Source organism: Salana multivorans, from assembly GCF_003751805.1.
GTDB lineage: Bacteria > Actinomycetota > Actinomycetes > Actinomycetales > Beutenbergiaceae > Salana > Salana multivorans.
Map to the genome: position 1 here is coordinate 198,368 of NZ_RKHQ01000001.1, position 25,814 is coordinate 224,181.

Genomic DNA, 25,814 nt, shown 5'->3' on the forward strand with positions numbered 1-25,814 from the left:
GCTCAGCCTCGCTTCTGGCGGACGATCTGCTCCTGCTCGACGTGCAGCTCCTCGCCGTCGTCCTCGGCCTCGACCAGGAGCGAGCCGTCGCTCGTGGTGAAGCCGGTGAGGAACTCCTCCGTCGCGGCCTCGAGCGCCGCGACGGTCGTGTCGTCGAGCTTGCCCGTCGACTCGATCGCCGACAGCACGTCGGTGGTGCGACGGACGTGGTCGATGAGCTCGGCCTCGAACCGCAGGACGTCGGGGACCGGGACGTTGTCGAGGTGCCCGCTCGTGCCGGCCCAGATCGAGATGACCTGCTCCGAGACCGGGTACGGGGAGTACTGCGGCTGCTTGAGCAGCTCCGTCAGGCGCTCGCCGCGGGCGAGCTGCTGACGCGTTGCCGGGTCGAGGTCGGAGGCGAACATCGCGAAGGCCGCGAGGGAGCGGTACTGCGCGAGCGTCAGCTTGAGCGTGCCCGAGACCTGCTTCATGGCCTTGACCTGCGCGGCACCACCGACGCGGGACACCGAGATGCCGACGTCGACGGCGGGGCGCTGGTTGGCGTTGAACAGGTCCGACTGGAGGAAGATCTGGCCGTCGGTGATGGAGATGACGTTCGTCGGGATGTACGCCGAGACGTCGTTCGCCTTCGTCTCGATGACCGGCAGGCCCGTCATCGAGCCGGCGCCGAGCTCGTCCGAGAGCTTGGCGCAGCGCTCGAGGAGACGGCTGTGCAGGTAGAAGACGTCACCGGGGTACGCCTCGCGGCCCGGCGGGCGGCGCAGCAGGAGCGACACGGCGCGGTAGGCCTCGGCCTGCTTGGACAGGTCGTCGAACACGATGAGGACGTGCTTGCCGTCGTACATCCAGTGCTGACCGATGGCCGAGCCGGTGTACGGGGCGAGGTACTTGAACCCGGCCGGGTCCGAGGCGGGCGCCGCGACGATCGTCGTGTACTCCAGCGCCCCGGCCTCCTCCAGCGCCCCGCGGACCGACGCGATCGTCGAGCCCTTCTGGCCGATGGCGACGTAGATGCAGCGGACCTGCTTCTCCGGGTCGCCGGAGTCCCAGTTCGCCTTCTGGTTGAGGATCGTGTCGATCGCGATGGCCGTCTTGCCGGTCTTGCGGTCGCCGATGATGAGCTGGCGCTGGCCGCGGCCGATCGGGATCATCGAGTCGATCGCCTTGATGCCGGTCTGCAGCGGCTCGTGCACCGACTTGCGGGCCATGACGCCGGGGGCCTGGAGCTCGAGGGCGCGGCGGCCCGTGGTCTCGATCTCGCCGAGGCCGTCGATCGGGTTGCCGAGCGGGTCGACGACGCGACCCAGGTACCCGTCGCCGACCGGCACGGAGAGCACCTCGCCCGTGCGGCGGACCTCCTGGCCCTCCTGGATGCCGGCGAACTCACCGAGGACCACGACACCGATGTGGCGCACGTCGAGGTTGAGCGCGAGCCCGAGCGTGCCGTCCTCGAAGGTCAGCAGCTCGTTCGCCATGGCGCCCGGCAGTCCCTCGACCTCGGCGATGCCGTCGGCGGCCAGGGTGACGCGGCCCACCTCCTCGCGGACGTCTGCGGAGGGGGTGTAGGAGCTGACGAACGTGTCGAGCGCAGCCCTGATGTCCTCGGGCCGGATCGTGAGCTCAGCCATCGGTTCCTTCTCTCGTTCTCGCGTCCCCGGGCTGGTGCCGGTGCGCGGGCGTGGTGTGGGTCGGGTGTGGGTCAGCCGGCGATGCGACGCCGAGCTTCCTCGAGCTTGGACAGGATGGTGGCGTCGAGGACCTCGGACCCGACCTGGATCCGCAGGCCCCCCACGACCGTGGGGTCGACGCCGACGTTGAGGTGCACCGGCTGGTCGTAGACGCGGGAGAGGATCTCCCCGAGCCGGGTGCGCTGAGCCTGCGTGAGCGGACGCGCCGCGAGGACGGTCGCGACGAGCCGACGACGACGCGCGGCCGCCAGCTCGCCGATGGCGGCGAGCTGCCCCGTGACGGAGCGGCGGCGCAGCGCCCCCACCGTCCGCGAGACGAGCGCGCGGGTGATCGGCGACGCCGTCGGGAGCAGCGCCCCGATGAGACCGACCCGGTTCTCGGCCGGCAGGTCCGCGTTGCCGAGGGCGACGCGCAGCTCCCGCTGCTCGGCCAGCGTGCGGCCGAGCCGGAAGATCTCGTCCTCGACGTCGAGCAGCGTGCCACCGGCCTGCGCCGCGCTGAGGTACGTGTCCGTCCCGACCTGCTCGAGGGCGTCGGCGAGGTCCCGGTCGGCCGACCAGCGGTCCCGCGCCATGCCGGCGACCAGCGCGACCACCTCGGGCGAGACCGCGGAACCGAGCGCGCGCTCGGCCAGCGCGGCCTTGTCCTGGGCTGCCCGGGTCGGGTCGGTGAGGGCGCGGCGCAGGCCGGCGGAGCCGTCGAGGGCGTCGACGACGGCGAAGATCTCCTCGCCGAGCCGGCCCGCGTCCGTCCCCGCGGCCGTGACGACCGGGGAGAACCGGTCGGCCGCCGCCCTCATCGATGCCTCGCTGGTCGCTCGCATCACTTCTCCAGGGTGTCGGTCGCCGACGAGACGGTCGCGACGGCCTCGCCGGACGACGCGTCGAGCTCGTCGAGGAAGCGGTCGATGATCCGCGACTGACGGGCGTCGTCGCTCAGGGACTCGCCGACGATCCGGCCGGCGAGCTCGGTGGCGAGCGAGCCGATGTCCGTGCGCAGCGAGACGACCGCGGCGGTGCGCTCGGCGTCGATCTGCCGCTGCGCCGCCTCGAGGATGCGCTGTGCCTCGGCCTGGGCCTTGGACCGCGCCTCGGCGACGATCTGGGCCCCGTCGCCGTTGGCGCCCTCGCGGATGCGAGCCGCCTCCTGGCGCGCGGCCACGAGCTCCGCCTCCTGCGTCGCCTTGGCGGCGTCCGCCTCGGCCTGGACCTTCGCCGCGTGCTCGAGACCGCCCTCGATCTTCGCCGTGCGCTCGTCGAGGATCGCGGTCATCTTCGGCATCAGGTACTTGATGAAGAAGAACGCGATGACGCCCGAGACGACGAGCGACCAGATGATGTCGTAGTCGGCGGGGATGAAGACTTCGATCCCGCTGGGCGGGTCCGCCGCGAGGATCTGTCCCTCCATCAGAACAGGAAGCCCGCGATCAGGCCGAGGAGGGCCAGCACCTCGACGAAGGCGACACCGATGAACATGTTGGTGCGCAGCGTGTTGGCGACCTCGGGCTGACGGGCCATGCCCTCCAGCGCCTTGCCGATGAGGATGCCGAGGCCGATACCGGGGCCGAGGGTCGCCAGGCCGTAGCCGATGGTGGCGATGTTGCCGGTGACGCCGACGATCTCGTTCATTGTTTTCCTTCCTGAGGCGACGAGCTCCTTGCCCGTCGTCGTGGGTGGTCCGGTGGTGGGGGTGACGAGTAAGTGACGAGGGGGCCGTCAGCGCCGGCGGCGCCGGGCTGCCCCGACGGTCAGTGCTCCTCCTCCAGCGACATCTGGATGTACACGGAGGCGAGGAGCGTGAAGATGAAGGCCTGGAGGAACGCGACGAACAGCTCGAACAGCGTGATGCCGAGACCGCCGACGAACGTGAGCACGCCCGTCGTCTTGATGAGACCGCCGCCCTCGAACAGCAGGAAGTGCGTCGCGGCGAAGCACAGCACGAGCATGAGGTGGCCGGCCATCATGTTGGCGAGCAGTCGCAGCGCCAGCGTGAACGGCCGCAGCACGAACACCTGCAGGATCTCGATCGGCGTGATGAGCACGTACATGAACGGGGGCACGCCGCTGGGGAACAGCGAGTTCTTGAGGTAGCCGATCCCCTGCTTCTTGAAGCCGGAGTACAGGTAGACGACGTACACCCACACGGCGAGGACGACCGGAAGGCCGACGACCGACGTCCCGGCGATGTTGAGGAACGGGATCACCCCGGCGACGTTCATCGCCATGATGATGAAGAACAGCGAGGTCAGCATCGGCAGGTACCTGCGGCCGACCTCCTTGCCCAGCACCGACTCGACGATCTGCACGCGGACGAAGTCCAGCGCCAGCTCGACGACGCTCTGCGCGCGACCGGGGACCAGCTTCGCGTGCCGGGTCGACAGCCACAGCCACAGGATCAGCGCGATCGTGATGACGATGCGCACCAGCATGATCCGGTTGATCTCGAAGGGCGTCCCCTCGAACCAGATCGCGGGCGGGAAGAACTCGCCGATCGACGGGATGTGGAAGCCACCGCCGTGCTCGCTCTCGGCCATGAGAAGTCCAGCCGCGTTCATGCTCTCCCCGGGTCTTGTGGTGGTCGCGCAAGGCCCAGCAACGACGCGCACGTCGTAGTGTGCTGGCTCGGCATGGGTCTAGCGGGAAGCCTACCGGATGGACCGGAGTGCACGGCACACGGCTTCGTCACATCCCGGACACGTCTCCTCCCGCGGCCGGCGGCGAGTCGACCCTCGGTCGAGGCGGCTCCGGCGGCCTGACGCGACCGGTCGGCGGCCGTCGTCAGTCCCTCGGCGCGCCGCCCTCGGGCACGTCGACGATCGGGATCCGCGCCGAGCGGATGGCCAGGACCTCGATCGCCAGCGAGGCGACCACGATCGCGCCGAGCGTCCCGGCGAGCACGTACTTGTCGTAGAACGTGAGGTCCCGCAGGATCACGAGCACGACGATGATGACGACCATCTTCGCGAGCCAGCCGCCCAGCACGACGACGGCGAGGAACTGCGGGCTCCGCCCCTCCCCCAGGGCCATCGAGACGACGGTCGCGCCGCAGAACAGCAGCCCGATGCCGCCGCCGATGAGCGCACCCCACACGCCGGAGCTGCCCGGGTCGCTGAGGAACCGGCCGACGACGGCGCCGACCAGCGTGATCGCGACGGTCGCCACGAGCATCCGGCGCAGGATCTGGGCGAAGAGCTCGCGCAGCGTCACGGGGGCGGCCGGCGGCGCGGGGGCCTCGGAGGTCGTGGGGGTGGTGTCGCTCACGGGCCCTACTCTCCCACGCGCTCCCCCGCCGTCGGCCGCCGCCGGTCCCGGGCGGGTGCGTGGACCCGCGTCAGCGCGCGTGGCGGCGTCGCCCGACGAGCCGCGGCAGCAGGGTCGAGACGAGCGCGACGACGACGGCGACGGCCAGCAGCGGCACCATCATCTCGACCGGCAGGAACGCGAAGCCGACCGTTCCGAAGGCGAACAGCGCCGTCCACAGGTACATGACGACGACGGCGTGCCGCCGGGAGTGCCCGAGCGCCAGCAGCCGGTGGTGGATGTGCCCGCCGTCGGCGGTGAACGGCGACTTCCCGGCGCTGACCCGCCGGACGACGGCGAACGCGAGGTCGAGCAGCGGGAGCAGCATGACCGCGACCGGCAGCAGGATCGGCAGGTAGGCCGGGAGGGTGAGCGTCGACAGGCCCTCGACGCTCGAGCCGGGGTCGATGTTGCCCGTCACGACGATGCCGGCCGCCGACACCGTGAGCCCGAGGAACATGGCCCCGGAGTCGCCCATGAAGATCGAGGCCGGGCTGAAGTTGTGCGGCAGGAAGCCGAGGCAGGAGCCGACGAGGGCCGCGACCACCATGGTCGAGAGGTCGGAGTAGTCCGTCTCCGTCGACCGGGTGAGCAGGTAGCTGTAGACGAAGAACGCCGAGCCGCCGATCGCCACCATCCCCGAGGCGAGCCCGTCGAGCCCGTCGACGAAGTTGACGGCGTTGATGGCGACCAGCACGACGAAGAGCGTGATGAGCAGCGACATCCGCGAGGAGATGATCGTCAGCCCGAACACCGGCAGCGTCACGAGCTGCACGCCCTGCCAGACGAGGATCCCGGCGGCGAGGACCTGGCCGACGAACTTGGTGATCCAGTCCAGGTCCCAGATGTCGTCCACCACGCCCAGCGCGACGATGAAGCCGGCCGCCGCGAGGATCCCCCAGGCCTGGTTGGAGATCTCGAAGACCTCGCCGAGGAACGTGGTCCGCGAGGCGATGAGGAGCGCGGCGGCGAAGCCGAGGAACATCGCGATGCCGCCGAGCCGCGGCGTCGGCTCGGTGTGGACGTCCCGGTCGCGCAGCGGGGTGAGCGCGTTCGTGCGTCGGGCGACGGCGCGCACCGAGGGGATGAGCAGGTAGGTGATGACGGCGGCGAGGGCCATCACCAGGAGGTAGACCCTCACGCGGGCTCGGCCTCCGTCTCGGCGGACGGCCCGGCGTCGTCGACCTCCGCCGCGAGGTGCGGCACGACGGTCGCGAGCGTGGCCGCGTCGATGGCGCCGGACCGGACGATCGCGAGCCGGGAGGTCCGGGCGTCGACGATCGTGGAGGGCACGCCGCCGGCCGAGTCACCGGCGTCGAGGTAGACCGCGACGCGGGCGCCGAGCTGGTCGCGCGCGTCCGTCGCGCTGGTCGCCGCCGGCTGTCCCGTCCGGTTGGCCGAGGAGACGGCGAGGGGGCCCGTGCGGCGCAGGAGCGCGAGCGCCACCTCGTCGTCGGGCATCCGCAGCGCGACGGTCCCGCCGGTGTCGCCGAGGTCCCAGTCGAGCGTCGGCTGGCAGCGGACGATGAGCGTGAGCGCGCCGGGCCAGAACCGCTCGGCGAGCGCGCGGGCGGGCTGCGGGACGTCCAGCCCGAGCACGTCGAGCATCTCCGGCCCGCCGACCAGGACGGGCGGCGGCATCTGCCGGCCGCGTCCCTTGGCCGCGAGGAGCGCGGCGACGGCCGAGGCGTCGAAGGCGTCGGCCCCGATCCCGTAGACGGTGTCGGTCGGCAGGACCACGAGGCCGCCGCCGCGGACCGTCGCGGCGGCCACCTCGAGGCTGGCGTCGAGCTGGTCGGGGTCGCAGGGCAGGACGGTCACGTCCCCGATCTTCCCACGCCGACCCGCGGCGCACGCCGACGACGGGCCTCTGGCACGATCGAGCGATGTCCGCACCCCGACCGACCTCCCGCGACCGCGCGTGGCAGCTCGCCGCGGTGGTCGCGCTCGCCGTCAACCTCTACGCGCTCTACGCGCCGCGGGTGGACGGGCCGTCCGTGCCGGGCGTGCGGCTGGACTGGGTCGGTCACGCCCTCACGTTCGCGGTCCTGACGTTCACGGCCCTCATGGCGCGGGTGCCCCCGCGCCTCGTGCTCGGGCTGGTGGCGGCCAACGCCGTCGTCAGCGAGGCCGTGCAGCACTGGTTCCTGCCCCGGCGGACCGGCGACGTGACGGACGTCGCGGCGGACCTCGTCGGGCTTGCGCTCGGCTGGCTCGCCTGGCGGCTCGTCCGCCGGCGCGGGCTCAGGCGGGACGCCGCGCGCGGACGCCCCGATCGCGACCGGTGAGGTCGGGAAAGGTCGCCACGTCCTCGAACCCGGCGGAGCCCACGATCGCGCGCACGGCCCCGGCCTGGACCTCGGCGTGCTCCATCACGAACCAGCCGCCCGGACGCAGCAGCCGCCACGCCGCCACGACCACGTCCCGCGGGACCGCCAGCCCGTCGCCGCCACCGCCGTAGAGCGCGAGGTCCGGGTCGTGGTCGCGCACCTCGGGGTCGATCGGCACGGCGTCGGGCGGGATGTAGGGCGGGTTGCTCACGACGACGTCGACGAGCCCGGTCAGCTCGGCCAGGAGACCGGCGTCCCGCACGTCGCCGAGCGACACCTCGACCGCCGGCGCCCCGACCCGCTCGGCGTTGTCCCGGGTCAGCACCACGGCCTCCGGCGCGGCGTCGACCGCCACGACCCGGCCGTCCGGCACCTCGGTCGCGACGGCCAGCGCGATGCCCCCGGCGCCGCAGCACAGGTCGACGACGAGGGGTTCCCGGCCGGCCGCGCGTGCCGCGTCGACGGCGTGCTGCGCCACGACCTCGGTCTCCGGCCGGGGCACGAACACCCCGGGACGCACCTCGAGGTCGAGGTAGCGGAAGGCGGCACGACCGGTCAGGTGCTGCAGCGGCTCGCGGAGCCGTCGGCGCTCCACCAGCTCCGCGTACCGCGCGGCGAAACCGTCCGGCGCCACGCTCGGCGCCATCACCAGCGACGACACCCCCAGCACGTGCTCGGCCAGCGCCCGCGCATCCACCTCGGGCGAGGGCACCCCGGCCTCGGCCAGCACGGCCGCGGCCCCCCGCACGTACTCCCGCACGGAAGGCCCCCCTGCCCCGGACCCACCGCGCCCAGCTCCTCCCCCACGAGGCTCACCGCTCACGGGAGCACCCCCGCGCACGAGCGAAGCGGTGTGCCCCGACCAGAACAGGACCGGGACCTCACTGCTCCCCCGCGGCGGCGAGCTTCGCCGCCTCGTCCATGTCGATCGCCGAGGTGATGACGGCGTCCAGGTCCCCGTCGAGCACCGCGTCGAGGTTGTACGACTTGTACCCGGTGCGGTGGTCGGCGATCCGGTTCTCCGGGAAGTTGTAGGTGCGGATGCGCTCGGACCGGTCGACCGTGCGCACCTGCGAGCGCCGCGCCTCGCTGGCCGCGGCCGCCGCCTCCTCCTGGCGCGCGGCGAGCAGTCGCGCCCGGAGCACGCGCATGCCGGCCTCGCGGTTCTGGAGCTGGGACTTCTCGTTCTGCATCGACACGACGATGCCCGTCGGCACGTGCGTGATCCGCACGGCCGAGTCCGTCGTGTTGACGCTCTGCCCGCCGGGGCCGGAGGAGCGGAACACGTCGATCCGCAGGTCGTTCGCGTCGATCTCGATCTCGCCCTCGTCCTCCACCTCCGGCAGCACGAGCACGCCGGCCGCCGAGGTGTGGATGCGGCCCTGGGACTCGGTGACGGGGACGCGCTGGACGCGGTGCACGCCGCCCTCGTACTTCAGGTGCGCCCACACGCCGCCGACCGGGTCGTCGGGGTCGACCGAGCGCGCCTTGACGGCGAGCTGGACGTCCTTGTAGCCGCCCAGCGCGGACTCGGTCGCCTCGAGGACCTGCGTCGCCCAGCCCTTGCGCTCGGCGTAGCGCGTGTACATCCGCAGCAGGTCGCCGGCGAACAGGGCCGACTCCTCGCCGCCCTCGCCCGCCTTGATCTCGAGGATGACGTCGCGGCCGTCGTCCGGGTCGCGCGGCACCAGGACGCGGCGCAGGGTCTCGGCCGCATCGGCGACCTCGGCGACCAGCTCGGCGTGCTCGGCGGCGAAGGACGGATCCTCGGCGGCGAGCTCGGCGGCCGCCGCGACGTCCGCGGTCAGGGTCTCCCACGCGCGGTAGGCACGCACGACGCGGCCCAGCTCCGCGTACCGGCGGCCGACCCGGCGCGCACGGGCCGGGTCGCCGTGCAGGTCCGGGTCGGCGAGCTCGCGCTCGAGCTCGGCGTGCTCGGCGAGCAGCGGGCGGGCGACGGCGAAGTCCTCGGCCACGAGGGTCTCCTGTCGGGTCGGCGTCGGCCCGGGGGCGACGCGGGGTGAGGACCGGTGGAAAGACGAAGCGAGCGCCGGCGTCCCAGTGCTGGGATGCCGGCGCTCGCTCGAGTCGCTACTTGGCGGCCTTCTTGCCGAACCGACGCTCGAAGGCGGCCACGCGGCCACCGGTGTCGAGGATCTTCTGCTTGCCCGTGTAGAACGGGTGGCAGGCGCTGCAGACGTCGGCGCTGATGGCGCCCGAGGTCGCGGTGCTGCGGGTCGTGAAGGTGTTGCCGCAGGTGCACGTCACCTCGGTGGTGACGTACTCGGGGTGGATCCCGCTCTTCATGGTGTCCTCCTGTTTCGGGGAGCCGCCGGGTCGCTCACTGTGTCGGCTCCGTGCGGAGCCCAGAGGCGTGAACCGGGGGCCAGCGTTCTATTCTGCCAGATCTTCGGACCCGCTCGGGTCAGCCGACGAGCTCGTTCTCCTGGGTGGGAACGGTCGGCGTCGTCTTCTGGACGGTCATGAGGAACTCCGCGTTGGTCGGGAGCTCCCGGACGCGGCCGAGCAGGAGCTCGAGCGCCGGCTGCTGCTCGAGGCCGCCCATGAGGCGACGCAGCTTCCAGAGGATCTTGAGCTCGTCGGGCGAGACGAGGATCTCCTCGCGCCGCGTGCCCGAGGCGTTGACGTCGATCGCCGGGAAGATGCGCTTGTCCGCGAGCTGCCGGGACAGGCGCAGCTCCATGTTCCCCGTGCCCTTGAACTCCTCGAAGATGACCTCGTCCATCTTCGACCCGGTCTCGACGAGCGCCGAGGCGAGGATCGTGAGCGAGCCGCCCTTCTCGATGTTGCGGGCGGCGCCGAAGAACTTCTTCGGCGGGTAGAGCGCGGCCGCGTCGACACCACCGGAGAGGATGCGACCCGACGCGGGCGCCGCGAGGTTGTAGGCGCGGGACAGGCGCGTCAGCGAGTCCAGCAGCACCACGACGTCCCGGCCCAGCTCGACGAGCCGCTTGGCCCGCTCGATGGCGAGCTCCGCGACGATCGTGTGGTCGCTCGGCGGACGGTCGAACGTCGAGGCGATGACCTCGCCCTTGACCGTGCGCTCCCAGTCGGTGACCTCCTCGGGACGCTCGTCCGCGAGGACGATCATGAGGTGGACCTCGGGGTTGTTCGTCGTGATCGCGTTCGCGATCTGCTGCATGACGATCGTCTTGCCGGCCTTGGGCGGCGCGACGATGAGGCCGCGCTGACCCTTCCCGATCGGGGAGACCAGGTCGATGATGCGGGCCGTGACGGCGCGCGGCTCGGTCTCCAGCCGCAGCCGCTGCTGCGGGTAGAGCGGCGTCAGCTTGCTGAAGTCGGGCCGTCCCTGGGCCTGCTCGACCGGGCCGCCGTTGACCGAGTCGATCCGGACGAGCGCGTTGAACTTCTGGCGCTGGCTGCCGCCCTGGTTCTCGCCCTCGCGCGGCGCGCGGACGGCGCCCTTGATCGCGTCGCCGCGACGCAGGCCGTGCTTCTTGACCTGGCCGAGCGTCACGTACACGTCGTCCGACCCCGGCAGGTAGCCGCTGGTGCGGACGAACGCGTAGTTGTCCATGATGTCGAGGACGCCGGCGACGGGCACGAGGACGTCGTCCTCGGTGACCTCGAAGTCGGAGTCGGAGATCTGCGGGTCGTTGCCGCGACCGCGACGCTTGCGGTCGCGGAACCGGTCCCGGCCGCGACGGCGCCGGGAGCCCCCGTCGTCGTCGAAGTCGTTCTGGCGCGAGCCGCGCCCCTGGCCCTGGCCCTGGTTCTGGCCGCCGCCCTGGTTCTGCTGCGCGCCGCGGGCCGGTGCGACGTCCTCGCTGCGCGGCTCGGGGAGCTTGATGTCCTCCAGCGCGGGCCGGCGGCCCTGCTGACCGCCCTGGTTCTGGCGCTGGCCGTCGTTCTGCTGACCGCCCTGGTTCTGGCGCTGGCCGTCCCGCTGCCCCTCGCGCTGACGCTGCCGGCGCGAGCGGCCCTGCCGCTCCTCCCCGGAACCGTCGGCCTGGCCGGAGGCCGCCTCGGACGAGGCCGCCTCGGCGGCGGGGGCGCGGTCCGCGCGCTCGGAGCGCTCGCCGCGCTCCGGAGCCGAGGCGGACTCGGCCGGGCCGGCGGCGCGACCGGCGGCGCGACGGGCGCGGGGCGCCTCGGCGCCGCCCGACCGCTCCGCGGCGGGCGCGCTCTCGGCGGCCGTCTGCTGGACGGGCGCCTTCTCCTGGGTGGAGGGCGCCGCGGCCTTCGCGCGCTGCGAGCCGCGGGCGCCGCCCCGAGCCTCCTGGATCGCGGTCACCAGGTCGCCCTTGCGCATGCGCGAGGTGCCGGTGATGCCGAGCGAGCCCGCGAGCTGCTGGAGCTCGGCGAGCTTGAGGGAGGTCAGGGACCCACCGCGCGACGCGGTGGTGTCTGTGGTTTCTGTCACGGATTCCTCACTGGGTGGTGCGCCGAGAGTGGCGCTGACAAGAGGTGTCATCCCGTCGGGGGCACAGTCTCGGTCCAGTCCCGACGACACGCAGGCGACCCGGGCGGAAAGACCGTGGAAACGTTGTCTGTCGGCCGTCCCTGCAGCGCTGCGGAGTTCGCTCCCGCTCGCGCGCAGCCTCACCACTGGGGTCGGGGCGCCTTGGCGTACTCCGGCAGTCTACACGTGAGCGGCGACGGCGCCGTCCACCCGCCTCGTGACGGCCCTCACGCCCAGCGCGACGCGCCGCGGGCAGCGCTCGGGACCGGGTCGTCCTCGGGTCGCCGGGACGGGTCGCGAGGGTCAGACGAGCCGAGCGCCCTCCCGGTCGACGGGCAGGACGAGCGGGCGCCAGCCCTGCGCCGCCAGCGTCTCGCGCATGGCGGCCGGGACCTCGCCGAGCACCAGCACCGTCGGCCCGGCCCCGGAGATCACGGCGGGCTGCCCGGCCGAGCGCAGCCAGCCGACGAGCGCCATCGACGCGCCGAGCACCTGGCCGCGATAGGGCTGGTGCAGCCGGTCCTCCGTCGCGGCCATCCGCAGCTCGGGGTGGCCCTGCAGGGCGAGCGTGAGCAGCGCGGCCCGCCCGGCGGCGAACGCGGCGTCGGCGTGCGGGACGGTCGGCGGCAGCACCGAGCGCGCGACCTTGGTGGCGAGCTCCGTGTCCGGCACGAGGGCCGTCACGACGAGCGTCGGGTCCACCTCGACGCGCACCGCATCGACCTGGTCGGAGCGCCCCCCGTCGTCCTCCGCCGAGGCGGCCGCACCCGGCACCGGCGTGCGCCACGCGATCGTCGCCCCGCCGTAGATCGCGGCGGCGGCGTTGTCCGGGTGCCCCTCCCACTCGGTCGCGAGGTCGAGGATCACCTCGTTCGACAGGGCCTCGGGCTCGGACAGGAAGCCGCGCGCCGCGACGAGACCGGCGACGACGGCCGCGGCCGAGGACCCGAGACCCCGGCCGTGCGGGATGGCGTTGAACGCCTCGAGGTCGAGCCCGACCTGCGGGGCGCGCGCGATCTCGAGGCCGGCGCGGATCGCCTGGACGACGAGGTGACGCTCGCCCTCGGGCACGCTGCCGGCGCCCTCCCCCGTGACCCGCGTCGTCGTGCCGCCCGTCGTGGCGCGCACGCGCACCTCGTCGTGGAGCCCGAGCGCGAGCCCGAAGGCGTCGAAGCCGGGACCGAGGTTGGCCGAGGTCGCGGGCACCCTGACGGTGACCGCGTCGGTGACGATGCGCATCGCTGCCCTCCTCGCGCGCGACGGCTCAGGCGAGCCCGAGCGCCTCGGCGACGGCGACGGTCGTCGCTGGCACGACGACCGGGTCGATGGGGGTCGAACCGAGCGCGGTGGCGGTGTCCTTGAGGCCGTTGCCCGTGACGGTGCAGACGATCGTCGCGCCGGCCGGGACGTCGCCGGCGGCGGCGCGGGCCAGCAGCCCGGCGACCGACGCGGCCGACGCCGGCTCGACGAAGACGCCGACCTCGCGCGAGACGAGCGCCTGGGCGTCGAGGATCTCGGCGTCCGAGACCGCGTCGATCCGACCGCCCGACTCCTCCCGCGCGGCGACGGCGAGGTCCCAGGAGGCGGGGTTGCCGATCCGGATCGCGGTCGCGATGGTCTCGGGGTTCTCGACCGGCTCGCCCTTGACGAACGGCGCCGAGCCGTCGGCCTGGACGCCCCACATGACCGGGGTGCGCGAGGACCGGCCGGCCGCGAGGTACTCGCGGTAGCCCATCCAGTAGGCCGAGATGTTGCCGGCGTTGCCGACCGGCAGCACGTGGATCGTCGGGGCGTCACCGAGCGCGTCGACGATCTCGAACGCCGCGGTCTTCTGCCCCTGGAGACGGTACGGGTTGACGCTGTTCACCAGCGCGACGTCCTCCCGCCGGCCGAGCTCGCGGACCACGCGCAGGCCGTCGTCGAAGTTGCCCTCGAGCGAGACGAGCGTGGCGCCGTGGACGATCGCCTGGGCGAGCTTGCCCGCGGCGATCTTCCCGGCGGGCAGCACGACCGCGCACGGCAGCCCGGCCCGGGCGGCGTAGGCGGCGGCGCTGGCGGAGGTGTTGCCGGTCGAGGCGCACAGGACGAGCGCCCGGCCCCCGGCCGCGACCTTCGACACCGCCATCGTCATGCCCCGGTCCTTGAAGGACCCCGTGGGGTTGGCGCCCTCGACCTTGAGGTAGACCGTCGCGCCCGTGCGCTCCGAGAGCGCCGGCGCCTCCACCAGGGGCGTCCCGCCCTCCCCGAGCGTGACGACGGGGTCGCCCGGCTCGATGGGCAGGTACTGCGCGTACTCGTTGATGACGCCTCGCCACTGGTGGGCCATGGCTGCCTTCCTCGTCGTGTGGTGCTCGGTGCTGGGTCGAACGGGTGGAGCCGGCGCTCCGGCCGGCTGCCGCTGGCCGGTGCCGTCAGGCGCGCTCGACGCGGTAGGCCGAGAGGAGCTCGCGCACCCCCGGCGTCTCGCGCAGGGCGGAGATCGTGGCCCGCAGCGCCGACTCCGGCGCGTCGTGGGTGACGACAGCGAGCGTAGCCGCCTCGTCGTCGCCGGCCTGCTGGCGGACCGTCTCGATCGAGACGCCGTGCTCGGCGAACGTGGTCGCGAGGTGGGCGAGCACGCCGGGACGGTCCTCGACGGCGAGCCGGATCTGGCGGCGGGACGTGACGTGCTCCGGTCCGGCGATGGGCAGCTCGGCGTAGGCGGACTCGGCCGGGGCCCGCCCGCCCTGCCCGCGGTGGCGCGCCGCGGCGACGAGGTCGCCGAGGACGGCGCTGGCCGTCGGGGCGCCGCCGGCGCCCGCGCCGTAGAACATGAGCCGCCCGGCCGCCTCGGCCTCGACGACCACGGCGTTGTACGCCCCGCGGACACCGGCGAGCGGGTGCCCGTCGGGGAGGATCACCGGGTTCACCCGGACGGCGACGGACTCGCGGGAGCCGGCCTCGACGCGCTCAGCGATCGCGAGCAGCTTGATGACGCCGCCGGCCTCGCGCGCGGCCTCGATGTCCGCGGCCGTGACGCCGGTGATGCCCTCGCAGTCGACGTCGCCGAGCGAGACCCGCGTGTGGAAGGCGAGCGAGGCGAGGATGGCGGCCTTGGCCGCGGCGTCGTGGCCCTCGACGTCGGCCGTCGGGTCGGCCTCGGCGTAGCCCAGCTCCTGGGCCCGGGCCAGCACGACGTCGAAGTCGTGGCCCCCGGTCGTCATCTCGTCGAGGATGAAGTTGGTCGTGCCGTTGACGATGCCGAGCACGCGCATGACGCGGTCGCCGGCCAGCGACTCCCGCACCCCGCGCACGACCGGGACGGCGCCGGCGACGGCGGCCTCGTAGAGGAGGTCGACGCCGGCCGCGTCGGCCGCGGCGTAGAGCTGGGGACCGTGCGTCGCGAGCAGCGCCTTGTTCGCCGTGACGACGCCCGCGCCGCCGGCGATCGCCTCCAGCACGAGGTCCCGCGCCGTCGTGGTCCCGCCGATGAGCTCGACGACGACGTCGGCCCGGCGGACGAGCGCCTCGGCGTCGGTGGTGAGGAGGTCGGCCGGCACGTCGGGGCCGCGGTCGGCGTCGAGCGAGCGCACGGCGATGCCGACGAGCTCGACGGGGGCGCCGACGCGGGCGGCGATCTCGGCGGAGTGCCGGCGCAGGAGGCGCACGACCTGCGTCCCGACCGTGCCGCAGCCGAGCAGGGCGACCCTGACGGTGGCGGGCGCTGACGCGGTCTCGTGGGGCGACGGTGGTGGCTGCGCGGTCACCCGGCCAACCCTAGACGAGGCCCGCCGCCCGACGCCGGGGCGTCTCAGCGGGACGACCCGGCGGTGCTCGGGCTCAGCCGAGGTCGAGGGCGAGCAGGTCCGCGACGCTCTCGCGGCGCACGAGCGGCGTCACCTCGCCGTCGCGGACCGCGACCACGCCGGGGCGCGGGAGCAGGTTGTAGGTGCTCGCCATGGAGCGGCCGTAGGCGCCCGTGACGGCGACGGCGAGCAGGTCGCCGGCGTGGACGTCGGCGGGCAGGTCGACGTCGTGCACCACGATGTCCCCGCTCTCGCAGTGCTTGCCGACCACCCGCGCGCGCACGGGCGGGGCGCTGGAGGTCCGGCCGACCAGCTCCGCGTGGTACGCGGCGCCGTACAGCGCGGGCCGGATGTTGTCGCCCATCCCGCCGTCGATGCTCACGTAGAGCCGCTCGGCCAGCTCCGACCCCTCCGGCAGCCGGACCGGCTTGACCGTCCCGACCGTGTAGAGCGTGAGGCCGGCCGGCCCGGCGATGGAGCGTCCCGGCTCGAAGGAGACGCGCGGGACGGCGGTGCCCGTCTCGGCCGCGGCCTCGACGACGGCGGCCGCCGTCTCCTTCGCGATCCGCTCGGGGTCCAGCTCGACCTCGCCGGGCAGGTAGGCGACGCCGAACCCGCCGCCGAGGTCGACCTCCGGCACCAGGACGCCGGTGCGCTCGGCCAGCTCGGCGCGCACCCGCAGGACCTCGCGCGCGGCGGCGTCGAACCCGGCCGGGTCGAGGATCTGGCTGCCGATGTGGGAGTGCAGCCCGAGCAGGTCCAGCTCGGGCCGGGCCAGGATCGCGAGCAGGGCCGTGAGCGCCGGGGAGTCCTCCCCCGGCCTGGCCGGGTGGACCGAGAGCCCGAACTTCTGGTCCTCGTGCCCCGTCGAGATGTACTCGTGGCCGCCCGCGTGCACACCGGTGGTGACGCGGAGCATGACGCGGGCGCGCACGCCGAGCCCCGCCGCGACGTCGGCCACGCGGTCGACCTCGACGAGCGAGTCGAGCACGACGCGGCCGATCCCCTTGTCGCCGGCGGTGAGCGCCAGCTCCAGCTCCTCGTCGGACTTGTTGTTGCCGTGCAGGCCGACGCGGGCCGCGTCGACCCCGGCCGACAGCGCCGTCGTCAGCTCGCCGAGACTGGCCGTGTCGATGCCGAGCCCCTCCTGGCTCATCCAGCGGGCCACGGCGCGGCACAGGAACGCCTTGCCGGCGTAGAACAGCTCGACCTCGGCGCCGTGCTCGGCGAACGCCGTCGTCATCGCGTCGCGCAGCGCGGCGGCGCGCTCGCGCATGTCGCGCTCGTCCACGACGTAGAGCGGCGTGCCCTGCGCCGCGGCGAGCTCGGGCAGCCCGACGTCGCCGACGGCGACCGAGCCGTCCGCTCGGCGCACGGCCGTGCGCGGCCACGGGAGCCCGAGCGGGCCGTCGGGGAGACCTCCGGGCAGGTCGCGCGAGTCGTCGGCTGGTCCGGCGTCGTGTCCGGAGGTGGCGGTCATCGGGGTCAGAACTCCAGGCCGGTGTAGAAGTCGAGGGCGCTGGCCGCGTCCTCGGACACGACCCAGTAGGCACCGAGGTCGCCGTCCGTCCAGACGATGGTGACGAGCCCGTCGGTGTTGAAGATCCAGTAGTAGCCGCGGTTCTCGTCGGGGAAGACGACGCCCTCCTCGACCGCCGTGCCGAGCCCGCTGGCCTTGGCCGTGGCGACCGCGAGCGCCTCGTCCGGGGTGCCGAACCGGGAGGCGGTGAGCGTGACGGGCTCAACGCCGCCGCCGAACTGGCCGACGACGGACTCCAGCGCACCGTCCGGCGGTGCCGGGTTCGCGACGTAGCCGCCCTGGAGGATCGTGTACGTCCGGCCCGCGGGGACCTCGGCGTCGCTGGCCCCGTCCGTCGGCTCGTCCGTCGCCTCGGTGGGCGTCGACTCGTCGGTCGGTGCGTCGGTCGGCTCGTCGGTGGGGGCCGCGAACTCCCCGCCGATCACGGTGGTCGGCAGCAGCTCGAGCAGGGCGCTGGTGCGTCCGTCGCTCGTCCCGCCGCTGGCCGTCGGGGGCGCCGTCGGCGCCTCGGTGGTGTCGCCGCGGAACAGCGGCAGGACGACCAGCACGACGAGGGCCGCGAGCGCCGCGATCCCCACGACGATCCCGAGGAGGACGAGGAGCCTCCGGCGCGGGCTGGCCGGCGTCGCCCCGTCGGCGTCGTCGCCCGAGGGGACCGGCGCGAACACGTCGACCGGGATGCTGCGGGCGGTGACCCGGCCCGTCGTGCTCGGTGTCGCCGGCACGGAGCCGGTGGCCGTCGCGTCGCCGGTCGTGGCGTCGGTCACCCGGTCGAGGGTGACGGTGGCGTCGGTCGCGGCCGCCGCGATGGCCACGGTCGACCCGGACCGCTCGGCCGACTGCTGCGCCCCGCCCGGCTGGGCCGAGGCTCGGGCGCGCGCCTCGCGGAGCTGGCGTCGGGTCATCGTCGCTGGAAGCTGCCCGTCGAGATCGACCGTCGAGGTCGGCTCCGGCGCCGCGGGCGCCGGGACGGTCGGCCCGGCGGCCGCCTCGCCACCGGGGCGCACACCGGGCTCGCGCCGGGCGACGACGGGGCGCCGCGCCGGGGTCGGGGGTGCGGCGGGCTTCGAGCCGGCCGACTCCTCGGCGGCCTCGGCCGCCTCGGGCGGGAGGTAGGAGGCGATGTGCTCGTCGGTGTCGTGGAGGTAGGCGTACGGATCGAAGCCGGAACCGCGCGGGTCGGACATCGTGCCTCCTCGGGACATCGGTTCCAGATCACGGACTGCTGGCGGCCTTCCGGCCACGCTAGGGGTCAACCTTAAGTGAGATCGGCTTCTCGGCACGATCGTGGGGCGTCGGGTCCACTGCGACGCCCGCGGCCGCGCACGAGGGCGGCGGCGGGGCTGGTAGTCTTGTACGTCGGTCGGACGGCGCGTGTCACCACGGTCCCCGACCCGGGCACCCGTAGCTCAGTGGATAGAGCGTCTGCCTCCGGAGCAGAAGGTCGCTGGTTCGAATCCAGTCGGGTGTACCAGAGCGAAGGCCCCCGCCGGTGGATGCACCGGTGGGGGCCTTCGTCGTGTCGGAGCTCGCGGGCGCCGCTGCCCGAACGCGTCACCGGACCGGCCCCTTCGGGCGCACGGGCGGACGGATCCCGCGCGGCGCGCGGCGCGCACGCTGGTGCCCTGCGCCAGGAGGTGGGCCATGGATCGCGCGCACGAGTCGACGCCGACCGCGGCGCGGCGAGACCGCCGCGTCCAGCGCGGGGGCGCCGTCGCTCCCGCGTCCTCGACCGGTCCGGGCGTCGCCCCGCTGCACCGGTTGCAGCGGCTCGCGGGGAACGAGGCGACCAGCGCGCTCGTCGTGAGCCGGCAGACCATCGATCCCGCGACGGCGGCCGGCGGCCAGCAGGCGGGCTCCGGTGTCGGGCTGCAGCTGCCCGTGCTCGACGCCGGCGCCACCGGCGCCACCGCAGCGCCCGCCCAGGTCGCGGAGGCGACGCCCGCCCCGAACACGCCGCCGGCCGCCCCGGCGCAGCGTCTCCTGCGCCGCGGATCGCAGGGGCCGGACGTCGCCCAGCTCCAGACCCGGCTCAACGAGGTGGGCGCGGCTCCCGTCCCCCTCGACCCCGACGGGATCTTCGGCGGGCTGACCCAGAACGCCGTGCTCAGCTTCCAGCGCGAGCACCCGCCCCTCGCGGCGGACGGCGTCGTCGGCCCGATGACGCGGGAGCGGCTGGACGCCGAGCCCGGCGGCGGAGGCGGCGGGACCGAGCCTCCAGGCGTGGAGCCGCCCGGCGTCGAACCGCCGGGCGTGGAGCCGCCGGGCGTCGAACCGCCCGGTGTGGAACCGCCTGGTGTCGAGCCGCCCGTCCCCGCCACCGACCCGCTGCTCGGGATCTGCACGATCGAGGGCCACGGCTCCTCGGCCGCCGCCGTGGCGCGGGCGCGCGAGCAGGCGGTCGAGCTCTACGGCGGCATCGCGCCCGCCAACCGGGCCCGGATGGAGGCGGACCCGGTCACCGTCGACGTCATCCCGCACGACAAGAAGCTCACCGACCTCCCGCCCTACGCCAACCTGACCGGTCAGACCACGTTCGACGGGCGGATCTGGGACGACGTCCGCGGCATCCGCTCGACGGTGGACGGTCGCTCCCGCGTCGCCGTCGCCGAGGAGGACCTCGTCGCGGTCCCGGGGAAGGCGGCGAGCTACGGACCCGGCTTCCTCGAGGCGCACGAGGGCGGCCACGGCCTCCAGTTCTCGGGTCTCACGCCCGCCCAGGTCACCCAGCTCACCGCCCTGTACACGGCGCGGCTCGCCACGCACGGCCAGCCGACGGCGAGCACCCCGGAGGGCCCCGCGACGGCCGGCTGGCTCAGTCCCGCCTGGTACTCGGCCGCGAACAAGGAGGAGTACTTCGCCAACTCCGTCGCGGCCTACCACGCTCACCCGTACTCCACCTCGGAGCACGACCGGGAGATCTACACGCCCGACTGGCTGTCCGCCAACGACGCGCCGATGTACAACTTCCTCCAGGAGATCTACGCCCGATCGGGAGGCACGCCATGACGACGACCTACCACCTCTACCTCGGCGACGAGCCCGTCCTCGACCTGCGCGACGAACCCGGCATCCTCGTGAGCACGTCCGCCCCGCCGCCCCGCCCGGGCCAGGGCCCCGTCACCCACCCCTTCGCGACGGCGACCTTCCGCACCGCCGCCACCGAGGGCGCCCTCGGCGCCATGCTGCGGGGGGCTCCCGACCTCGGGTCCTTCCTCGACGCGGCGATCGAGGCCGGCTACCGCGTCGAGCGGGACGCGCCGCCCGCACCCGACGCGGACCCGGCCGACCCGGACCCGCCGGACGCGGCGTCGCCGCCGGGCTCGCCCTGGCCCTGACGACATCGGCGCGCCCCGACCGCGCCGCCACGTGATCACCCGCGCGCTCACTAGGCTGGACGCATGCCCGCACCCTCCGGTTCCCAGTACGTCCTGCACGACAGCTCCTCGAACGCCACCGCCGTCGTCACCGAGGTCGGCGCGATGCTCCGCGTCTTCGAGGTGGCGGGCCGCGACGTCGTCGTCCCCTTCCCCGAGGATGCGATCGCACCCGCCGGCCACGGCGCCATCCTCGCGCCCTGGCCCAACCGTCTCCGCGACGGCCACTACACCTTCGAGGGCCAGGACTACCAGCTCCCGGTGACCGAGGTCGCGCGCGGGACCGCGCTGCACGGCCTCGCGATGTGGCAGCGCTGGTCGCTCCTGGACTCCACGACGAACCAGGTCGTGCTCGGGCTGGACACCATCCCGGTCGGCGGCTACCCGTGGCAGCTCGAGCTGGTCGCCGCCTACGCGCTCGAGGGCACGACGCTGACGATCGAGGTCGACGCGACCAACGTCTCCGACACGACGGCGCCCTACGGCGTCGGCTTCCACCCCTGGCTCTCCCCCGGCCCCGGCTCGCTCGACGACGCCACCCTCCGGCTCGACGCCGCCGGCTGGGTGACGACCGACGACCGCCTCCTGCCGACCGGAGTCGTGCCGATCCCCGAGAAGTTCGACTTCCGCGTCGAGCGCGTGCTCGGCGACACGGACCTGGACGACGCGTTCGTCGACGTCGTCCGCGACGAGGACGGCCTCGCCTGGATCCGCCTCACGGGCACCGACGGCCGCACGGCCGCCGTCTGGATGGACGACTCCATGGACACGTTCCAGGTCTGCTCGGGCGACCACATCGGCGCGGTCGACTACCGACGCGCGGGGCTGGCCGCCGAGCCGATGAGCTGCGTCGCCGACGCGTTCAACTCCGGCGACCGGCTCGTCTCCCTCGCGCCGGGCGAGACCGCCAGCGTGCGCTGGGGGATCAGCCTGCTCTGAGCCGTGAGGGCGCCCGGGACTCGGTCGGTGCTTCCACGGCCGGTCGACCTCGTGCTATCCATGGCCCCATGACGACCGCGGCCCCGTCACCTGCCGTCGACTCCCCCGAGGCGTTCGCGGCCGACCTGCGCGCCCTGCGTCGGGCGGCCGGCGACCCGACGCTCGCGGCGCTCAGCGCCCGGACGGGCATCTCGAAGAGCGTGCTGTCCGAGGCGCTGACCGGGCGGCGCCTGCCGACCGAGCGCACCGTCGTGAAGCTCGTCGAGGCGTTCACGGCCGACCCCGGCCCGTGGATCGCGCGCCGGGGCTCGCTCGGCTCCCGCGCGGTCGCGTCGTCGGCGACGCAGGAGACCGCCGACGCGGCGGACGACGGCGCGCGTCCCGGGTGGCGCTCGCGTCGCCTCGCGCTCTGGCAGACGCTGGCGATCGCGGCGGCATCGGCGGCCCTCGCGGCCGTCGGGACGAGCGCGTTCTTCCTCGGCGGCTCGCACGCGCAGGCGTCCCTGCCGCCGGGCGAGAACGCGAGCGGCCCCTACCTCGCGGCCGCCAACGGCGTCGACCCCATGCGCACGGCGTGCAAGGAGGACGCGATCATCGCCGCGAGCGAGCCGCGGTTCGACCGGCAGGTCCAGGTGCAGCTCCTCTACTCCAACGACTGCATGGCGATGTGGGGGCGGGTCACGCGGTACGACGGCGCGAGCTCCGGCAACACGCTCACCATGCGGGTCTACCCGGCCGACGATCCCGACGGCGCCCGGAGCCAGGAGCGCAGCGCCGGCGACCTCCAGTCGATCTACACGCCGATGATCGTCGAGCCCGACGTCGACGCCCGGATCTGCGGGGTCGCGACCCTGACGATCGACGGCGAGATCGTCGACCTCGGACCCGCGCTGTGCGGCTGAGGCCCGCGTCTCCGACGACCTCGCCGCGGTGCACCTCGGGGCGGCGCGCCCGACCCGCGCGCCGCGACGGGAGGGTCGTCGCCGCGCTCGTCGCGGTCCTGGCCTCCGCCGCCCTCGCCTCCTGCGCCGGCCCCGGATCGACGCCGTCCGGCCGGTCCGGGGAGTGGGTCGCCTTCGGCCCGTTCGAGAAGCCGGCCGAGCTGCGCGACGAGCCCGGCCTGCCCGGTCCGGCCACCGTCCGCATCCCCGGCGCGGGGACGGCGCGGCTGGACGCTGCGACCCTCCTCCCGGGCGAGACGGTCGTCTCCGAGGTGTACGCCGTCACCCTGAACGAGCAGGTGCCGATGCTCGCCGGGATCGTCCAGGTCATCGGACCGGACGACGCCGAGGGCGACGCCACGCTCGTCACCGTCGCGCTCGGCATCGGCGCCGAGCCGAGCCCGCGCGTGCTCACCCGGACGACGCTGTTCGCGGGCCCAGCCCACACGAGCGAGCTCGCCGCCGTGTCGGACCTCGGCGTGGTCGCCGTCCTCGTCGAGGGCGAGCTCCAGCCCGGCGAGCCGGCCACGACCCGCACGATCGGCGTCGACGTCGCGCGCGGCACGCAGGTGTGGTGGAAGGACGGTGGCTACGTCGCCTACGGCGAGCAGGAGGCCACCCGCTACGTCGCCGCCGCGCGGGACGCCTGCGTCGAGAGCGTCGAGGAGTTCGCGGTGGCGAGCGGGCGGACGCTCACCACCCGCACGTACGACGACGACGTCTGCCACCCCGTTCCCGCCGACGCCGCGCGCTAGCGGCGACGACGTGGCGCCCGCGCCCCGGCGTGGCGCCCGCCGCGGCGGTGGCACCGACGGCCGCCCTCCGGGTTTTCCGGAGATTCCTGGTCCGTGCCGAACGGGCCGGGCCGGCACCCGCGGCGCTGCGAGACTGCCAACGGCTCGGCACGGGCCGACCGGCGACGACCGATCGCCGCCTGGCCGCCCGACGCGCGCACCGTGCGCCGACGCCCACCCCCGACCACACGACAGAAGGGCTGCCGCCTCGTGGCCAAGGAACACAAGTACCACCGCTCCCGGATCGAGATCGACACCGCACTCCCCGTCGCCCGCCTCCTCGACCTCGCGCGCCAGACGGGCGAGTCCCAGCGCAGCGTGACGGTCCTCGGCGCGGACGCGGAGTCGGTCGTGTTCGTCTTCAAGAACGTGTTCGGGGTGAAGCTGCTGACCTTCGCCGTGCACGCGCGGGAGGCCTCCGGGCGCACGCACGGGACGACCGAGCTGCTCAGCTACCAGACGAGCCAGTCGACGGTGTTCTTCATCCCGGTCGGCCCCAAGCTGATCGAGGGCTACGGGGAGTACCGCCGCTACGTGAGCGCGCTCAAGCAGGTCGTCGAGGCCGCCGACCCGTCGGCGCGCTGCACCGTCATCGAGCGAGAGGACGGCTGAGCCGTGGACAAGGGAAAGCTGCGCGTCGTGGAGATCGTCGGCGCCGTCGTGTTCATCATCGGCATCGTCTTCTGGTACGCCACCCCCGGTGACGTCATCGTCCCGCCGATCATCGTCATGCTGGTCGGGATCGCGGGCGCCGGCATCCCGTGGCTCATCCGCCGCAACGAGGCGAACCGGTCGACCGACGAGCTGGCCGCGCGGCTGCGGGCCGAGCGCGAGCGGGGCGACGACACCCCCTGAGACCGACGCGACGCGGCCGGGGCGACCCGGACAGCAGGACGCCCGGCCGGAGACTCTCCGGTCGGGCGTTCGTGTCGGTCAGGTGCAGATCGTCAGGCGCAGACCTGGGAGGACGTGATCGGCGTCGCGCCGTTGGTGCGCAGCCACGGCAGCGGGTCGATGGCCGAGGCCATCGTGTCCTCGAGGTTGCCCGTGTGGATCTCGAGGTGCAGGTGCGGCCCGGTCGAGTTGCCGTACGAGCCGACCTCGCCGATGACGTCGCCGACCTTGACGGTGTCCCCGGCCTCGACGAACACGCCGTCCGGGTACATGTGGATGTACCAGGACTCGACCTTCTTGCCGTCGATCGTGTGCTCGATGATGACGAGCATCCCGGAGCGGCCCGCCTTGCCGGTGCCGGCGTAGATGACCTTGCCGTCGGCGATCGCGTGGATCGGGGTCCCCGCGGGAGCCGCGAAGTCGGTCCCGGCGTGGATGCTGCCCCAGCGCGGACCGAACTGTGAGGTGAGACGGTAGACGCCCTCCTCGATCGGCATCGAGAGGCTGACGTACTCGGCCGAGTCGAGCGCGGCGAGCGCGCCGTTCGGCACGGCGGCGTCGGGGGCGCCGCACTGCGGGAGCTCGGAGCGCTCGGTCGAGCGGCTGGCGACGACGGTGTCCCGCACCTGCGCGAGCTGGTCCGAGGCGAGGAGCGAGGCGGTGTCACCCACGCCGCCCTCGGCGGCCTGGGCCCCGTCGGCGGCCTGGGCGGAGGCCTCGGCGACCGTCGTCGTCGTCGCGACGAGCGTCTCGAGCGCGCTCTCCGACGCCAGGGCGACCGGGTCGGCGGCCTCGGCCTCGGTCGAGGCGGCGGAGGACGACGCGACCACGGGGGTCACGACGGTGGCCGCGCCGAGCGCGGTGAGCACCGCGAGGCGCGGGACCCAGTGCCGCGCGGAGGCGCCGGCCGACGAGGCGGCGGGCTCGGGCTGGGGGAACGTCTCGCCGACCCCGTCGCCCGGGGGGATCGGGGGCATCCCGGCGGTGGCCGCGTCGTCGGTCGACGCCGTGGCGGGGCGCAGGTCCCGGCGACGCACCCGCGCCGACGGCACGGAGCCGGCATCACCCGTCGACGCGACCGCGGCGGCGCGGCGCTGCTCGACGATGTCGGCGGCGGCCGGGTACTCCTCGATCGTGAGCACGGGAAGGACGGGGACCGCCGGCGTCACGGGTCGCGCGGGCTCGACGCCGGCGGAGAACGCCGTGGCGGCGACGGCCAGCCGGCTGATCGTGAGGGCGACGGAGGCGAGCTCGAGGTCCTCGGCCGCCTCCCGGCGCTCCGCGACGGGGTGCGCCAGATCCTCGGGCTCGGGAGCGTCGGAGCAGAAACCGGTCCCGGCCTGCTCGACGACGCTCGGCTCCGCCACGACAGCCTGCTCGGCGGTCGCGGCCAGGCGGGCCTCGCGCAGCTCGCGACGCGTGAGCTGGCGGACCGGGGCGGCCTCGACGACCTCGCGGGCCGGCGCCGAGGCGGCGGCGACGACCTGGGCGGCCGTCACGACGTCGTAGGTCGGCCGCGCGCTGGCGGCGGCCAGCTCGGCCTCGCGGGCAAGCCGCAGCTCGCGGCGGGTGAGGGCGGCGCGGACGGTGTCGGAGGCGACGGGCTCGACGGGGGGAACCGGAGCCGCGGGTGCGTCGTGAGTAACCGCCGGGGTCGCCTGCGCGGCGAGTCTCCGGGCCCGCCGCGTGCCCGGTTCGGGCACAGCGACGTCCGTGGACAGCACGCTCACGCGTCCTCCGGGGAGTCGACTACAGGGGCAGCAGGGGTCCACCGTCAGG

The 25,814-nt window shown here is 74.2% G+C and carries 26 protein-coding genes and 1 tRNA gene; 9 read left to right on the forward strand and 18 right to left on the reverse strand.

From position 1 onward, the window contains the following. Positions 1-2: 2 nt before the first annotated feature. The 8 genes from atpA to EDD28_RS01100 form a co-directional block, all read right to left on the reverse strand. On the reverse strand, positions 3-1,631 hold the full coding sequence (atpA, locus tag EDD28_RS01065; protein WP_123737945.1) for a F0F1 ATP synthase subunit alpha: 1,629 nt from the start codon (positions 1,629-1,631) through the stop codon (positions 3-5). A gap of 71 nt (positions 1,632-1,702) precedes the next feature. Beyond that, positions 1,703-2,515 carry a F0F1 ATP synthase subunit delta gene (locus EDD28_RS01070; protein WP_123737946.1) on the reverse strand — a complete coding sequence of 271 codons (813 nt, stop codon included), beginning with the start codon at positions 2,513-2,515 and terminating at the stop codon, positions 1,703-1,705. Then, the gene (locus EDD28_RS01075; RefSeq protein ID WP_123737947.1) at positions 2,515-3,099 is read right to left on the reverse strand and encodes a F0F1 ATP synthase subunit B; all 585 of its coding nucleotides are present in this window, start codon (positions 3,097-3,099) and stop codon (positions 2,515-2,517) included. Before EDD28_RS01075 ends, EDD28_RS01070 begins: the two co-directional genes overlap by 1 nt. Then, entirely contained in the window at positions 3,099-3,320 is a 222-nt protein-coding gene (atpE, locus tag EDD28_RS01080) for an ATP synthase F0 subunit C (RefSeq protein ID WP_123737948.1), read from the reverse strand. The genes EDD28_RS01075 and atpE overlap by 1 nt, the downstream gene beginning before the upstream one ends. 119 nt (positions 3,321-3,439) lie before the next feature. Then, positions 3,440-4,246 carry a F0F1 ATP synthase subunit A gene (gene atpB / locus EDD28_RS01085; RefSeq protein ID WP_123737949.1) on the reverse strand — a complete coding sequence of 269 codons (807 nt, stop codon included), beginning with the start codon at positions 4,244-4,246 and terminating at the stop codon, positions 3,440-3,442. 223 nt (positions 4,247-4,469) lie between these two features. Further along, positions 4,470-4,952 (reverse strand): Cg1360 family ATP-synthase-associated protein, encoded by a 483-nt coding sequence (locus EDD28_RS01090; RefSeq protein WP_123737950.1) that lies wholly within the window; start codon positions 4,950-4,952, stop codon positions 4,470-4,472. A gap of 70 nt (positions 4,953-5,022) precedes the next feature. Then, the gene (locus EDD28_RS01095) at positions 5,023-6,132 is read right to left on the reverse strand and encodes an MraY family glycosyltransferase (protein ID WP_123737951.1); all 1,110 of its coding nucleotides are present in this window, start codon (positions 6,130-6,132) and stop codon (positions 5,023-5,025) included. Next, positions 6,129-6,821 (reverse strand): L-threonylcarbamoyladenylate synthase, encoded by a 693-nt coding sequence (locus tag EDD28_RS01100; RefSeq protein WP_170169465.1) that lies wholly within the window; start codon positions 6,819-6,821, stop codon positions 6,129-6,131. The genes EDD28_RS01095 and EDD28_RS01100 overlap by 4 nt, the downstream gene beginning before the upstream one ends. A gap of 56 nt (positions 6,822-6,877) precedes the next feature. Here EDD28_RS01100 and EDD28_RS01105 point away from each other — a divergent pair, with 56 nt between their 5' ends. Then, a complete protein-coding gene (locus tag EDD28_RS01105) occupies positions 6,878-7,279 on the forward strand; it encodes a VanZ family protein (protein WP_123737953.1) in 402 nt (133 codons plus the stop codon). On the opposite strand, the gene prmC is transcribed toward EDD28_RS01105, so the two are convergent. The 9 genes from prmC to EDD28_RS01150 all read right to left on the reverse strand — a co-directional run bounded on the left by prmC (position 7,236) and on the right by EDD28_RS01150 (position 18,277). Further along, positions 7,236-8,081, reverse strand: a complete 846-nt coding sequence (gene prmC, locus EDD28_RS01110; RefSeq protein ID WP_170169308.1) for a peptide chain release factor N(5)-glutamine methyltransferase — start codon at positions 8,079-8,081, stop codon at positions 7,236-7,238. The two genes, EDD28_RS01105 and prmC, sit on opposite strands and share 44 nt — an antisense overlap. A 121-nt stretch (positions 8,082-8,202) precedes the next feature. After that, positions 8,203-9,297 (reverse strand): peptide chain release factor 1, encoded by a 1,095-nt coding sequence (prfA, locus tag EDD28_RS01115; RefSeq protein ID WP_123737954.1) that lies wholly within the window; start codon positions 9,295-9,297, stop codon positions 8,203-8,205. A gap of 115 nt (positions 9,298-9,412) precedes the next feature. Next, on the reverse strand, positions 9,413-9,628 hold the full coding sequence (rpmE, locus tag EDD28_RS01120) for a 50S ribosomal protein L31 (RefSeq protein WP_123737955.1): 216 nt from the start codon (positions 9,626-9,628) through the stop codon (positions 9,413-9,415). 118 nt (positions 9,629-9,746) lie between these two features. Next, complete coding sequence (rho, locus tag EDD28_RS01125; RefSeq protein WP_245967857.1) at positions 9,747-11,726, reverse strand: transcription termination factor Rho; 1,980 nt, start codon at positions 11,724-11,726, stop codon at positions 9,747-9,749. 342 nt (positions 11,727-12,068) lie between these two features. After that, the gene (thrB, locus tag EDD28_RS01130) at positions 12,069-13,004 is read right to left on the reverse strand and encodes a homoserine kinase (protein WP_123737957.1); all 936 of its coding nucleotides are present in this window, start codon (positions 13,002-13,004) and stop codon (positions 12,069-12,071) included. A 25-nt stretch (positions 13,005-13,029) separates the two neighbouring features. After that, a complete protein-coding gene (thrC, locus tag EDD28_RS01135) occupies positions 13,030-14,091 on the reverse strand; it encodes a threonine synthase (protein WP_123737958.1) in 1,062 nt (353 codons plus the stop codon). 85 nt (positions 14,092-14,176) lie between these two features. Continuing rightward, entirely contained in the window at positions 14,177-15,511 is a 1,335-nt protein-coding gene (locus EDD28_RS01140; RefSeq protein ID WP_123737959.1) for a homoserine dehydrogenase, read from the reverse strand. Between the two features lie 73 nt (positions 15,512-15,584). Beyond that, on the reverse strand, positions 15,585-17,030 hold the full coding sequence (lysA, locus tag EDD28_RS01145) for a diaminopimelate decarboxylase (protein ID WP_123737960.1): 1,446 nt from the start codon (positions 17,028-17,030) through the stop codon (positions 15,585-15,587). 5 nt (positions 17,031-17,035) lie between these two features. Beyond that, positions 17,036-18,277 carry a hypothetical protein gene (locus EDD28_RS01150; protein ID WP_123737961.1) on the reverse strand — a complete coding sequence of 414 codons (1,242 nt, stop codon included), beginning with the start codon at positions 18,275-18,277 and terminating at the stop codon, positions 17,036-17,038. Positions 18,278-18,488: 211 nt separating this feature from the next. Here EDD28_RS01150 and EDD28_RS01155 point away from each other — a divergent pair. The 8 genes from EDD28_RS01155 to EDD28_RS01190 all read left to right on the forward strand — a co-directional run bounded on the left by EDD28_RS01155 (position 18,489) and on the right by EDD28_RS01190 (position 23,996). Further along, positions 18,489-18,564 (forward strand) — tRNA-Arg (locus EDD28_RS01155). A gap of 170 nt (positions 18,565-18,734) precedes the next feature. Then, complete coding sequence (locus EDD28_RS01160) at positions 18,735-20,099, forward strand: peptidoglycan-binding domain-containing protein (RefSeq protein ID WP_123737962.1); 1,365 nt, start codon at positions 18,735-18,737, stop codon at positions 20,097-20,099. After that, on the forward strand, positions 20,096-20,428 hold the full coding sequence (locus tag EDD28_RS01165; RefSeq protein WP_123737963.1) for a hypothetical protein: 333 nt from the start codon (positions 20,096-20,098) through the stop codon (positions 20,426-20,428). The genes EDD28_RS01160 and EDD28_RS01165 overlap by 4 nt, the downstream gene beginning before the upstream one ends. Before the next feature lie 63 nt (positions 20,429-20,491). Continuing rightward, complete coding sequence (locus EDD28_RS01170) at positions 20,492-21,406, forward strand: aldose 1-epimerase family protein (protein ID WP_123737964.1); 915 nt, start codon at positions 20,492-20,494, stop codon at positions 21,404-21,406. A 68-nt stretch (positions 21,407-21,474) separates the two neighbouring features. Continuing rightward, positions 21,475-22,308, forward strand: a complete 834-nt coding sequence (locus EDD28_RS01175) for a DUF2690 domain-containing protein (protein ID WP_123737965.1) — start codon at positions 21,475-21,477, stop codon at positions 22,306-22,308. Continuing rightward, on the forward strand, positions 22,299-23,102 hold the full coding sequence (locus EDD28_RS01180) for a hypothetical protein (protein ID WP_123737966.1): 804 nt from the start codon (positions 22,299-22,301) through the stop codon (positions 23,100-23,102). The genes EDD28_RS01175 and EDD28_RS01180 overlap by 10 nt, the downstream gene beginning before the upstream one ends. Positions 23,103-23,351: 249 nt before the next feature. Further along, on the forward strand, positions 23,352-23,753 hold the full coding sequence (locus EDD28_RS01185) for a hypothetical protein (RefSeq protein WP_123737967.1): 402 nt from the start codon (positions 23,352-23,354) through the stop codon (positions 23,751-23,753). A 3-nt stretch (positions 23,754-23,756) separates the two neighbouring features. Continuing rightward, complete coding sequence (locus EDD28_RS01190) at positions 23,757-23,996, forward strand: hypothetical protein (RefSeq protein ID WP_123737968.1); 240 nt, start codon at positions 23,757-23,759, stop codon at positions 23,994-23,996. 92 nt (positions 23,997-24,088) lie between these two features. On the opposite strand, the gene EDD28_RS01195 is transcribed toward EDD28_RS01190, so the two are convergent. Then, on the reverse strand, positions 24,089-25,765 hold the full coding sequence (locus EDD28_RS01195) for a M23 family metallopeptidase (protein ID WP_123737969.1): 1,677 nt from the start codon (positions 25,763-25,765) through the stop codon (positions 24,089-24,091). Positions 25,766-25,814 lie beyond the last annotated feature (49 nt).

Excerpts from the sequence above, each read along its gene's own strand:
- atpA (WP_123737945.1), bottom strand. The coding sequence starts at position 1,631 with ATGGCTGAGCTCACGATCCGGCCCGAGGACATCAGGGCTGCGCTCGAC.
- EDD28_RS01070 (WP_123737946.1), bottom strand. The coding sequence starts at position 2,515 with ATGCGAGCGACCAGCGAGGCATCGATGAGGGCGGCGGCCGACCGGTTC.
- EDD28_RS01075 (WP_123737947.1), bottom strand. The coding sequence starts at position 3,099 with ATGGAGGGACAGATCCTCGCGGCGGACCCGCCCAGCGGGATCGAAGTC.
- atpE (WP_123737948.1), bottom strand. The coding sequence starts at position 3,320 with ATGAACGAGATCGTCGGCGTCACCGGCAACATCGCCACCATCGGCTAC.
- atpB (WP_123737949.1), bottom strand. The coding sequence starts at position 4,246 with ATGAACGCGGCTGGACTTCTCATGGCCGAGAGCGAGCACGGCGGTGGC.
- EDD28_RS01105 (WP_123737953.1), top strand. The coding sequence starts at position 6,878 with ATGTCCGCACCCCGACCGACCTCCCGCGACCGCGCGTGGCAGCTCGCC.
- rpmE (WP_123737955.1), bottom strand. The coding sequence starts at position 9,628 with ATGAAGAGCGGGATCCACCCCGAGTACGTCACCACCGAGGTGACGTGC.
- thrB (WP_123737957.1), bottom strand. The coding sequence starts at position 13,004 with ATGCGCATCGTCACCGACGCGGTCACCGTCAGGGTGCCCGCGACCTCG.
- thrC (WP_123737958.1), bottom strand. The coding sequence starts at position 14,091 with ATGGCCCACCAGTGGCGAGGCGTCATCAACGAGTACGCGCAGTACCTG.
- lysA (WP_123737960.1), bottom strand. The coding sequence starts at position 17,030 with ATGACCGCCACCTCCGGACACGACGCCGGACCAGCCGACGACTCGCGC.
- EDD28_RS01150 (WP_123737961.1), bottom strand. The coding sequence starts at position 18,277 with ATGTCCGACCCGCGCGGTTCCGGCTTCGATCCGTACGCCTACCTCCAC.
- EDD28_RS01160 (WP_123737962.1), top strand. The coding sequence starts at position 18,735 with ATGGATCGCGCGCACGAGTCGACGCCGACCGCGGCGCGGCGAGACCGC.
- EDD28_RS01165 (WP_123737963.1), top strand. The coding sequence starts at position 20,096 with ATGACGACGACCTACCACCTCTACCTCGGCGACGAGCCCGTCCTCGAC.
- EDD28_RS01170 (WP_123737964.1), top strand. The coding sequence starts at position 20,492 with ATGCCCGCACCCTCCGGTTCCCAGTACGTCCTGCACGACAGCTCCTCG.
- EDD28_RS01175 (WP_123737965.1), top strand. The coding sequence starts at position 21,475 with ATGACGACCGCGGCCCCGTCACCTGCCGTCGACTCCCCCGAGGCGTTC.